Source organism: Zunongwangia atlantica 22II14-10F7 (assembly GCF_002094855.1).
GTDB classification, from domain to species: Bacteria; Bacteroidota; Bacteroidia; order Flavobacteriales; family Flavobacteriaceae; genus Zunongwangia; species Zunongwangia atlantica.
Genome location: NZ_ARYN01000018.1, coordinates 87,266 through 99,684 on the forward strand (window position 1 = coordinate 87,266; position 12,419 = coordinate 99,684).

The window sequence follows — 12,419 nt, forward strand, 5'->3', positions numbered from 1 at the left end:
CTAAATTTTTTAGTTATAGAATGGATTTTGCACCAATTGTTTATTCGTATAAAGCTCATTTTGGTTAATTGGTAAATAGTGGCTATTAGGGTCTTGCAGTTTATTTAGTATTGACTGTTGCTGGTTAGGTGGGGCGCTAGAGAGCGCCATACTTAAGATTAGATCAAGTCGCGCATAATTATCTCTTCTAGCAACTCTTAAAACATCAAACCAGCGTTTTCCTTCAAAAGCTAGTTCCCTAGATCTTTCAGCTAAAATATAATCTGAAATACTTGTTTTATCATTAGCTGCAGGATTAAGCTCTGTGATTTCTATAGCCTCTCTTATTTCTCTTATTTCTTCGACAATAGCAATTGCTTCTTCTCCGCGATTTAATTCATTTAAAGCTTCAGCTTTCATTAAAAGAACCTCTGAGTATCTATAGAAAAACCAGTGTGTGTTTGAAGTAGTAGTTGTTTTACGCTGCTCACTGTTTAATCCTATAAACTTATAGATTTCAGCACCACTGGCTACTATAGAAGCTCTCTCGCCTCTTATGTCTTGGTTTTCAGGGTTTTGTCTATCTATTCCAAAGACTTCAGTGACAGCTCTACTTGAAGCTCTATATTCTGCTCTTTGTAAAAATACATTAATGAATGAGTTTAAATTTTCATCACTAAATTGAAGTTCGAAAATACTTTCACTAGAGTTACCCTCGCCAAATACGGTTCCAAACCAGCTGTTACTGGCAGGGATTAATTCGAAGTTACCAGATTCTATAACTTTATTGGTTGCATCAAGAGCATTTGTAAAATCATTAAGCCATAAATAAGCATCTGCCTGCATAGCATTAATTGCATATGTGGTAATTCGTCCCTTATTTTCTGCTAAATTTCCATAGTCTGATATAGAATATTCTTCAGCTTGGTTAAGGTCTTCGATTACTTGAAGAAAAACTTCCTCTTGTGATGAAGTTGGAATTTGAAAGTTATCATTATCATTTAAAGTGGCATCTAATTTTAACGGTACATCTTTAAATGTTTTCGCTAATGTGAAATATAAATATGCTCTGATAGCTAAAGCTTCAGAAAGATAACCTTCTAGCTCTTCTTCATCTAGTGTTGGGTCTTCTTCTAGAACCTGAGGCGCAAGGTCTATTACCGTATTACAAAAATTAATTATTCTGTAAAACATTCCCCAGTCTGTTAACGCATTGGTTGATAGAATGTTTGTTGTATTTAGAAAAATTTGGTTATCGGATGCATTTTGTCCTGGTATAACCATATCTCCCCTTAATTCGCCGTAAATGAAAAGGCGTTCGGCAAAGTCTTGATTACTTACCATTTCAGAGTAAATACCAATTACAGCTGCTTGAACATCTTCTTTCGTTTTCCAGAATTCTTGTCTTACAGTACCATTTGGGGGCCTAAGATCTAAATAGTCGTTGCATGATATAGTGGATAAAGCGATAACTAATATGAGTATTGTTTTTATTTTCATAACATTATTATTATTAAAACCTTGTAGTAATACCTAACGATAAGCGACGAGTAGGAGGAGTTCTAGAGTAGTCTATAGACATATCAAAAGGATCACCTCCGGGTAGTCTTACTTCAGGATCTTGACCTCTATATTTTGTGAATGTTAGAAGATTATCTGCTGTTATATATATTCTTGCATCATTCATATTTAAATTTTTCAGAAAAGATTTACTAAAATTATAGCTAAATGTGACAGATCTGAAACGTAAAAAAGATGCGTCTTCTACATATCTATCAGAACCAAGCCAGTTGTAGCCTGCTCCGTTAATAGCTCTGGGAATATCTGTTTGATCACCCGGGTTGCGCCATCTGGAAAGTACTGCTGTACTTTGATTATCCCAATTATACATATTAGTAGTGACCATATCAGTACCATTTACAACATCGAAATCAAGTCTATATGTAAAATACAATAGCAGTTTGAATTGATTGTTCAATGTAACTGTTGGACCAAAACCGCCAACAAACTTAGGGTTACTATTACCAAGATATACTACATCTCTGCTGTCTATATTACCATCTTTATTGATATCTTCATATATCGCGTCTCCTGGCTGAAAAATATAATCAGTGTTAGGATAATTAAAGCGCATATATACTATCTGACCATTAGGACCTGTTATTACGTTTCCATTAGCATCTTTAGCCTGTGTTGATTCAAGATCAGGATATACTCCCTTAAAACGGTATCCATAAAAAGATCCAAACGGATTATCTATTTGTAAAAACCTTTTGAACTCACCGTTAACTGTAACATTTCCACTTTCATTGGGAAAATATTCCGATATCTCACGAATAACGTTTTGGTTATGAGCAATATTAAAATTAAAGTCTACATTCCATTTATCAGTTTTAATAGGGGTCGTGTAGAGACCAATTTCCCAGCCTTGATTGTCTATTGTACCTACATTTCTGTCAATATTGCTGTAGCCTGAAACAGTTGTTAAATCAAGATTTCTAAATATTAAATCTTCGGTTGTATTTTGATACAAATCAACATCTAAAATAATTCTGCGATCTAACATTTGAAGGTTAAAACCTAGGTTTTTACCAGTTAGAGTTTCCCATCTTAAATTAGTTAGTTGAATATTGGATGGATAGACTCCATTATATCCTAAGTATTGTGTATTATAATTTGTATAGTTACTAAAGTATCCATAATCATTACTGGGAGCTCGTCCAGATTGACCATAACTCGCTCGAACACTTAAATCGTCGATCCAGTCATATTGTTCCATAAAAGGTTCTCCAGAAACTCTCCATCTTGATGAAATAGATGGAAATACCGCATAACGGTTTGCTGGGCCAAACTTAGAGTTTCCATCTGCTCGAACTCCAGCATTAACAATGTATCTATCTAATAAGCTATATTGAGCGTTAATTAATCCAGCAACGTTTCTTGATTGTAAACTTCTGGCATTTAAATCTAGAGTTGAGTTTTGTGTTCTAGAGGGAACTGAAGGATCTGTGAGAAAGGATGAAGCTGTATTTGAGGTCATTGCATTATGTGATTCATACCTATAATCATTAGTTTGCAGAGATAATATTGCTTGTAAGTCCTGATCTTCACCAAAGTCTGGAGTATAAATGAAATTTGTTTTTGTTGTTACACTGGTAACGTCAACATCTGCATCAGAAGCCCTGTTCACAACTGTTTCTGTAATAGGTCTTCCAGTAGCTATTTGCGGTAGAAAAGTTTTTGTTTTTGTACTATTAAAGTCAAATTGTAGATCGAACGTAGAGATCAATCGTTTTGGTATGAGTTCTACATTAAGGTTGAAATGCGGAACTATTCGTTCACTTACTTGCTCATTTGTAGCATATTCAGCCATGGCTAATGGATTAAAAGTACCAGGGTATAATCCCTGAATATTCTGAGCTGGAGTAAAATAGTTAGGAGTAAGTTCTCCTTGTTCATTGAATTCATAGATACTCATATTTGGCATTTTGGTGTAGGCTTCACCAGTTATATTTTCATAATTTCTATCTGTATTATTATGAGTATAAGCAATATCAGTTTTGAATCTTATTCTATCCGAAACTACATAGTCTAGGTTTAATCTTCCATTAATTCTTTGGTAACCTGTACCTTTAACCACTCCTTTCGAGTCATAATAACCAACCGAAGTAAAATATCGAGCTTTTTCTCCTCCACCTTGTAAGGAGAGATTATGCTCTCCTGTTAGTCCTGTTTGTGTTACTGCATCTATCCAGTTAGTGTTATTTCCATAATTTTTGTAGAAATATACTTCTTGAGGATCGTACTGAAATTCTTTCGTAGTAAGCGTATTTAGGGGAACACCGTTTCTATTCATAAAAGCTTCAGGGATCAATTGTGAATATTGATCACCGTTTAGCATAGGAATTGTTTTTGGTAATTCAGAATATGTTCCTCGGAAAGTATATCCTATTCTTGGTTTACCTACAGACCCTCTTTTTGTATTTATAATTAAAACACCAGCAGCTGCTCGAGCCCCCCACATAGCTGTGGCAGCAGCATCCTTTAAAACACTAATGTTTTCAATGTCAGTTGGTGCAATATTTAACAAAGCAGCATAGCCCTGAGCATCAGCACTACCAAAGTTAAAATCATCGGGAACTTCAGTTTCATATGGCATACCATCGACAACGATAAGTGGATTTGAAGATCCGGTAATGGATGAAGTTCCTCGAATTCGGATTTGCATTCCAGCACCAGGGTCACCACTCGTCGCAACGATATCTACACCAGGCATTCGGCCTTGTAATGCCTCGTCGATAGACGCTGCCTGTGAAGTTTCTATATCACTAGCCTCGACTGTTACTACACTTGTAGTTTGATTACGCTCTGCAATATTTAAAAGACCTGTTTCCGTTGCTTTTTTTTGCATACTGATTCTTACTTCATCAAGTTGATCAATTGAAGATTTTAATTCGATAGTTATTTGTCTTTCGTTTGTAATAGGTAAGGTTTTGGACTCATATCCAAGAATTGAGACAGATAAATTATTACTACTGTTCTTAATTTTTATTGCAAAATTTCCATCAAAATCACTAACAACGCCAGTTATTGTTCTTTTTTCTTTATCCTGTTCTATGATTGTAGCGCCTGCAACAGGTTCTTTAGTATTTTCATCAATTACAGTACCTCTTATTACCATTTGTTGTTCTTGAGCGAACAGAATAGATGAGCTATACATTAAAATGATAATAAATGAAAAGCTGTAAAGGAATTGAGTAGTTTTATGTTTCATACTAGTTTATTCGGTATATAAGAGATAGTTGTCTATTAAATGGATCAAAGATCTATCAGCTAGATTATTACTAAATGAAGGAATAAAATTTGCATCTCTTCCACTATTGTCGGTTATACTTAGATTTCCTGGTGAGGTCTCGAATGTTAAGTAGGTTGATTCTCCTAAATTATCTTGAAGTAAAGTTTCGTAATCTCCTGTTACTTTTCCGTCGTCGGAAATTATTCTATCAGTAATTATATGATATCTAATAAAATTTGAAACTAATTCTTGATCTTCGAATGTGCTCGGATTAAAGTTAGGCTCACCAGTTTCTGTCGCTGGTAAAGCTCCATCCTGTACAGCTTGCTCAATAGCACTATTGTTTGGAATTAGAAAGGTGTATCGAGTTCCTAATGTAACAATAGATAAAGTACTACCGTCAGGATTATAAAATTGAGAGTTTTCTAAATAATTGAAGAAATATTGAAAAGGTGAATCTTCTATTTCAGCAAGGTTTTTCAAATCTATTCCTGGAGCCTCTTCACTAAATTCTAAAAGGTTGTCTGTATAATAAACAATACCGTTATTTTGAGTTTCTGATCCTGTAATATTCACATAATTTTCAAGCACTTCATTTCCTGCAGCATAAACTCTATTGTTTTCATACTTAATGTATTCTCCTGGTAATTCATTATCGCCAGTTCTAATAATTCCAGAACCAGATAAATCTTCAAGTTCATTATTTGGCGTATAAACAATATGGTTATATAATATTCTTAATGCTCTTTGCTTTGCAATGTTCCCAGTCACAATATTTCCATTTTCTGGTGACTCGTATACCCACTCAGATCGATCTATATCATAACTATATCCTAAATTATTCATTACATCGTCAGACATCATGAATAATGTCCATCTTCTATTTATGTTGCTAATTAGATTTCGATAACCGTCAGTATCATTCAATAGTCGGGTCATTAAAGTGTAATCTGGGTCTAAATAAGGTGATGTGTAGACACTGTAGAAATAGTTTGAAGCCTGAACTTTGTTTGTTCCATAAAAGAAACCATTGCTAAGTAATTTAACATCTATTATATCAGTGTTGAAATCAAATCTAGGCTCTTCGTCTAGACCGTTAATGGATGCTTGATACTTTGACGGCCAAACACTACTAGGCCACATATGTGCATTATAGAGATCTTCGAAAATATATTTAGGCATTTGTTCTAGTGAAGAATAATTTTTCAAAAGAACTTCATTTACAAATTCTTGAAAAACAGAATTTTCAGGCGCAAATAAAGTATATCCATTAGATTGCCCATCATTATCCATTTCTTTAAAAAAATTTTCGTTATTAGGCGAAAATGGCAACGCTTGGTCATAAACCTTTACGAAAACATCTTGAGAATTACCTGTGAAATTATAGTAGCTCTTTGTTGCGTCTTCATTAAAAATATAATTTATTAGATTATTCTCCATTATTTCATAGAACAGGCTGTAACTGGCGTTTTCTGATAGATAATTGTCAATATTTTGTGGAGGCAAAAGGACTCTGTCAATTTCATGTACAATACCATTCTCAGCAATAATATCAACATTTATAGCCTGAGCGTTCATAACAGTTAGGTCTGTTAATTCTTCGTTGGGATAAAAAAAGTTGTAATCATAACTAGTATATCCTTGTTCTAACATAAAATCTTCAGAGAAATATGAAATGTATTTATTGTTGTTATCACCATTGATATAATAATTACTTCCGTTCGTATTATTACGATTGGAACCAACAACAACGATTTGTTGACCATCAACCATTTCATTCCTGAAGCTGTCATAGTAGGCAGTCCTTCTTTTAAAAGCCTGATCTTCTATCCATCCGGTTGAAGATTGATAATCTGGTAACCGTTCTGTTCTAAACGCATTGTATACTAAGGAATATTTTACAATCTTACCTGCTAATATAGAATCGATACTTTCTATATCTGATATACTTTCTGCTTCCAAGAATTCCGAAAAAGCATTATCGTTAGGGGCAAACATCGTCCAATATCCGGATTTGCCTAATATATCTTTATATCCAGCTTTATCTATAACACGTAGTAGTGAACTAAAGTTACTTTTCTCTTCTAATGTTTGATAAATGGGTTGTTCCAAGTTTTCTGGTCTACCATAATATTCATCGAATTCTTTATCAGAACAACTAATGAATAAAATGATGGCAAGAAAGATTATTAATCTGTTAAAAACTTTCATGTAATTAATAGTTGTGGTATTATTTTGAAATATTTATATGTTAATTATTTAGTAAATCTAAATTACCTTAATGAAAACGTTTTCGTATCCTGCACTATGCTGCTTTAGTGATAAATTATTATTGATAAATCGTTTTATGTGTAAAATTTGTTTTAATTAATGTTAATGACTGATGATTCGTTATTTACTTTTGATTTTGAAAATAAGCTTCAACTCAGTTTTAATTTGGTTTTTATTAACATAAATTAAGTTTTTACTTAAATTTATATAAATAACCGTAAAGATTGGATAGATTGTAAATCACTATATTTTTCTGTAGAATAATTTTTAATTTCTCGTAATTTTATTGGCACTGCCAAAGGGAATAATACCCCCGAGGCCTGCCTCGAAATTAAAAAATTGTTTCCAACGAATGTCTCGAGGGTTTGCCCCGAGGAAGTTTACTAAAAAAACTACTTCAAAATATATAATCTTAATACATAGAATTTAAACTTCTATAATAAAAAAAAGGACTGTATAAAACAGTCCTTAGATTATATTGAAAATTTTAAATTATTAGCTTGGAATTGTTTTCTTCTGCATCATTTTGCTGAAAACTAAATATAGAATTCCGCAGCAAAGCCAAGCGGGTAGTGTAACAAAAGATAAGAACACATCAAATTGAATGGAGATAAAATAGAATACACCAAAACTAATTACCCAGGCCCAAAATACGGCCTGATTAAATTTAGTTCCCGATTTTTCAGCATAGAATGATTGGATGCCAAATTTCTTTCCGAAGAAATATTCAAAAACAATAATGGCTCCGATAGGTGCTAAAATGAATCCGTAAAGCGCTACAAAACCTAATAATTTCATCGCAAAAGCCGGAAATAGACCGGCAATAGTGGCTACCGTTCCGGCAATAATTGTCACCCAAGCCGTAGAAGCCTTCGGAATAATGGCCTGAAATGCTAACCCGGCTCGGTAAATTGTTGGATTTGCCGTTGTCCATCCTGCAAGAATTACCGCAATAATTCCGAAGACACCAATCGCATTGTAAGCTAATGGTCCAGGTGCAACGGATGGTGCTTCGCCACTCGCTAAAATAGCCTGGGCTTCAGGAGATTTTAAGTAGACGGCGTATAATAATGCAGCTGCGATCCAAGCGATATAGTGCCCAATATAAATTCCGGCAGCCGTCGTCCAACCAGAACTTGGTTTTTTGGCAAATCGAAAAACCGATAGATCTGACATCCCGATATGCATTGCTGCATTCGCAAACCAAGACCACAAAAATACGTGCCAAAACGTATATTTTATTTGCCCGGGAAAAGGTTCGCTTCCTTCGCCCCAAATGTTCCAAAAATCAGAAAAGCTATGTACGTCTAAATTCACTAGCGAAACAATTCCGCAGATCACAAAAGCAGCTACAATAATCGGACTCATCCAATTAGCAGCTTTCGCTACAGTGCTATAACCTTTGGCAGCAATTACCGAGATTACCGCCCCAATTACCAATACAATAATTATCCAGGTGGCACTGTTAGGCATTGTGTCGGTTAATTTCGGCATTTCCATATCGAATGGAACGCCTACCGCGGTTGCAGAAACGGTGATCATTGCTCCGGCTAAGAAACAGAACAAAATTCCGTTTGCAAGATTGTAAACTGTAACCAGACGTTTTCCGCAGATTTTTTCTAGATGATAGTAAAGTGTGTATCTAAATTTGGTACCGATTTCTGCTGTAAGAAAACGCCAGCTCAAAACCGCCATCAAATTGCCTAAAAGCAATCCAATAATCAAGTCGAAAGCACTAACTCCGGTAGTCAAAAAAAGTGGACCGATCACAAACTCGGTTCCGGCGGCGTGCTCACCGGCATACATTCCTAAAAAGCTTTTCCAACTTTTTAATTTGGATTCAGGAACACGTTCGCGTTCAAATTCTCCCGAAACTTCCTCGGTTAATACTTCTTCTTCTATTTGTGCCTGACTCATTTTTTTAGATGTTAGCTATCAGCAATTAGCTTTCAGCTTTTATTTTGTTACTACTTTATTTCAATCGATTTAGTAAAAGTTAAAACCTTTTAAAACTATTTAATTTTATATTGACAGTGTTACTTTTTTTATTGGCAAAAAAAGTAGGCCACGAAGCACTTTTTCGATTCAACGTTTTTAAAATATAATTTCTTGCGCAATAAGAAAGATCGTAATCCTTTCAACTGGATGAGATCCCGGATCAAGTCCGGGATGACAGTTTTAATAATCTCTAATCTAGAATTACTCGTCTATTTTCTATATTCTAGCATTTCTTTTCTAAAATCTAAAATCTCACTTTTCAACTCTAATCACTCCTTCACCAAGTACTTAGGAAGATCGGTTACTTTTTCGCAGCAAACTTGTTCTAAAACTTGCTGCAATTGCATTTTTAGCATTGCGATGGTATGATCACCGCCTTTATCACCTAAAGCTCCAACGCCGTACATAAACGACCGTCCCAAAAAGCTAAAATCGGCTCCGCTACTCATAACTCTAGCAATGTCGGGACCGGAACGAATTCCGCTATCCATCATTACCGTAATTTGATCTTTATATTTTTCAGCAATATGAGAAAGTGGCTTTATGGTCGATTCCCCTGCGTCTAATTGTCTTCCGCCGTGATTGGAAACAATAATTCCGTCAAAACCTAATCGAATCGCTTCTTCAGCATCTTCATCGGAAACGACTCCTTTCAGCACCAATTTTCCTTTCCAAAGATCACGAAGTGGTTTAATTTTTTCTTCATTTAATCTTCCGGAAAAAGTAGCATTCATCCAGGCGCCAAGCTGTTTAATGCTCATCCCTTTTTCCATATATTTTTTCATTGTCGCAAAATTTGGCGCGCCGTGTTTTAAAGTTTCCATCGCCCAAGCGGGTTTGCCCATTACCTGCAATACATTTCTGAAATTCATTTGCGGTGGCATTGCGAGTCCGTTTCTAATCTCTTTTGGACGATAGCCAAAAGTGGGAACATCACATAAAATCACCAAAACCGGAACTTCAGCGGCTTCAGCTCGTTTTAAAATATCATCACGTAACCAATCTTCGGTAGGATTATATAGCTGAAACCAGGCGCGACCTTCAGTTAATTCACTCGCTCGTTCGATACTTGTTGAAGTTACCGTACTCAAAACAAACGGAATGTTATGTTTCAACGATGCTTTTGCTAAGATTTCGGGTGCATTTGGCCACATTAAGCCTTGTAAACCAATGGGCGAAATCCCAAAAGGGGCATCGTATTTTATACCGAACAATTCAGTTTCTAACCTCGATTTACTGTAGTTTTTGAGGTATCTGGGTTTAAGCTGAATTTCCCTAATTTCATCGGTATTTCTTTTGATATTGATATTCTCGTTACAGCCTCCGTCCAGGTATTCGAATGCAAAACGCGGCATACGCTTTTGCGCACGCTCACGAAGCGATTCGATCGACGGATATTCGGTGTTAAATGGAAAGGCCATAGGTCTATTTTAGTTTACTGTTTACGGTTATTAGTTAACAGTTGATATTATTTTGGCTTAAAACTGAATGTATTCAGCTTTAATTATTCTTTTATTTTCGTCATTCTGAACTTTTTTCAAAATCTTATCAAAACTTATTTATTCAATCTGTTCATTTTGTCTTGATACAAAACGAACCAAAAAATTAAGGCTTACAAACACTTATCTAAATTTATCGTTCGATGCCTAAATTTTAGGAACTCGCTATCGCTCAAACAGCCTAAAATTTTACGGCATTTTCACTTCAAATTTTACGATAAACTTTCGATAGGCCATTTTACTTTCTTCTATAAATAGAAATTAGAGTCTATTTTCTAGCATCTAATCTCTCAATACTAACTTCTCACTACTTAACAACTACTTCGTCAACAGCAGCGGAACTAACTTCTTCATTCGGTAGTTTTCTTTTAAAAATTTGGAATCTACTTTTTTATTAGATATCACCATCGCAGCACCTAAAGCTGAACCTAAAGGTGAATGTGTCGATAGTACTTTGAATTCGCTAAAATGATGCGCCATTAATTTCATAAACACATCATTATCGGTAAAACCACCGTCGATATAAATTTTATAAATAGGCGAGTTTCCTATCGCATTTCTAATGGTATGAATCTGTAATTCCATCAGTTCGATCATTAATTGATGATAGGCTTCTTCAAAAGTTGGAAAAGGTTTCAAATCGGTTTGGTGTAATTCTTTTCTTTGAAGCGAAATCCCTTCAAATTTGAAATAAATCGATGGTTTTTCAATCAATCTTAAATATAGCTGCTGATCAAACTTTACATCACGGTGAAATCCGTATTCCTTTCCGTAGTATTCGCCGAGTTTTTCAACCTGAATTCGGTATTCATTTCCCATAAAAAAGCGAGAAGCTTTTACACGTTTTCCATCGACACGCAGGTAATTCAGACAATTATTTTTAATATCTTCATCTCCTAGACTTTCTTCGTTAAATGGATTCAATGAAATACTCCAGGTTCCTGTTGAAAGCAATAAAAATGGTTTCTTCTTACTTAAAATATAGGGCAATAATGCCGAAGAACTATCGTGAATCCCAACACCAATTTTTATCTTTTTCCCTTTGTAAGAGGTGTTTATACTACTCGCCGTCGGAATAATTGGCCCGAATAATTGATCGAAACCTTCTTCATAAACCCACTCGTGATAATCTTCCTTATCGAAATCCCACAAATTGGTGTGGCAACCGATCGAGGTATATTCGCTCACCGGAATCCCCGTAAATAAAAACGATAAATACTGCGGAAGATGAAGCGTATACTTGATTTTGTTAAAAATCTCAGGGTATTTTTTCTTCAGCCAAAACAACTGTAATCCCGAATTTAGCATTCCCGATTGTGGTGAAGCGGTCTCTTTGGCGATCTTTAATTCGCCGCCGTATTTCGCATAAAATTCATCGGTAATTTCCTTCTCAATCGGTTTCGTGTAGTTATATAAAGGCGTCAACACATTTCCGTGATGATCTAAATGCACCAAACTCGCCCCATACGTCGAAAAATTGATCGATTTTACTTCATATTCTTCACTTTCTAAAATCGAATGAAACGTATCTTTGATCCACTGTCGTAAAAGCGTAATATCTTCGGTAGGATAACCATCCTCATCTACCGTTAGCGGCAAACGCGTATAATCCCGAAAAACCTCCTGATAATCCTTATCGAACAGGAAAAATTTCTTGTTGGTTTTCCCAATATCAAAAACAGCAGTTACTTTCTTTTTATTCATTTTAATTGTAATCTTATTTGGGGCGCGACCTTACAGGTCGGGCCTGCCTGCCGGCGAGGCAGGCTTTACGCTGCAATCCCTCGCGCAGTTTCTTAGATTTTAGATCGCTTCGCTTTTAGAGTTTAGAAAATGGACTTTTTTGAATTCACCTGTTCATTTTGTCTTGATACAAA

6 protein-coding genes are annotated in these 12,419 nt (G+C 35.2%); all 6 read right to left on the reverse strand.

The window, feature by feature from the left end; translation table 11 throughout:
• Window positions 1-9: 9 nt before the first annotated feature.
• Entirely contained in the window at window positions 10-1,479 is a 1,470-nt protein-coding gene (locus IIF7_RS17540; RefSeq protein WP_084842987.1) for a RagB/SusD family nutrient uptake outer membrane protein, read from the reverse strand.
• A 13-nt stretch (window positions 1,480-1,492) separates the two neighbouring features.
• Window positions 1,493-4,753, reverse strand: coding sequence for a SusC/RagA family TonB-linked outer membrane protein (locus tag IIF7_RS17545; RefSeq protein ID WP_084842988.1), 3,261 nt, complete (start codon window positions 4,751-4,753; stop codon window positions 1,493-1,495).
• Between the two features lie 6 nt (window positions 4,754-4,759).
• Window positions 4,760-6,985: a fasciclin domain-containing protein gene (locus IIF7_RS17550; protein WP_084842989.1), complete on the reverse strand. Its 2,226-nt coding sequence runs from the start codon at window positions 6,983-6,985 to the stop codon at window positions 4,760-4,762.
• 555 nt (window positions 6,986-7,540) lie between these two features.
• Complete coding sequence (locus tag IIF7_RS17555) at window positions 7,541-8,962, reverse strand: purine-cytosine permease family protein (RefSeq protein ID WP_084842990.1); 1,422 nt, start codon at window positions 8,960-8,962, stop codon at window positions 7,541-7,543.
• 350 nt (window positions 8,963-9,312) lie between these two features.
• Entirely contained in the window at window positions 9,313-10,464 is a 1,152-nt protein-coding gene (locus IIF7_RS17560; protein WP_084842991.1) for an alpha-hydroxy acid oxidase, read from the reverse strand.
• A 396-nt stretch (window positions 10,465-10,860) separates the two neighbouring features.
• Window positions 10,861-12,246, reverse strand: a complete 1,386-nt coding sequence (locus IIF7_RS17565) for an FGGY-family carbohydrate kinase (protein ID WP_084842992.1) — start codon at window positions 12,244-12,246, stop codon at window positions 10,861-10,863.
• Window positions 12,247-12,419 lie beyond the last annotated feature (173 nt).

What these genes read in the sequence shown, in the direction of transcription:
- IIF7_RS17540 (WP_084842987.1), bottom strand. Translation starts at nt 1,479, where the DNA reads ATGAAAATAAAAACAATACTCATATTAGTTATCGCTTTATCCACTATA.
- IIF7_RS17545 (WP_084842988.1), bottom strand. Translation starts at nt 4,753, where the DNA reads ATGAAACATAAAACTACTCAATTCCTTTACAGCTTTTCATTTATTATC.
- IIF7_RS17550 (WP_084842989.1), bottom strand. Translation starts at nt 6,985, where the DNA reads ATGAAAGTTTTTAACAGATTAATAATCTTTCTTGCCATCATTTTATTC.
- IIF7_RS17555 (WP_084842990.1), bottom strand. Translation starts at nt 8,962, where the DNA reads ATGAGTCAGGCACAAATAGAAGAAGAAGTATTAACCGAGGAAGTTTCG.
- IIF7_RS17560 (WP_084842991.1), bottom strand. Translation starts at nt 10,464, where the DNA reads ATGGCCTTTCCATTTAACACCGAATATCCGTCGATCGAATCGCTTCGT.
- IIF7_RS17565 (WP_084842992.1), bottom strand. Translation starts at nt 12,246, where the DNA reads ATGAATAAAAAGAAAGTAACTGCTGTTTTTGATATTGGGAAAACCAAC.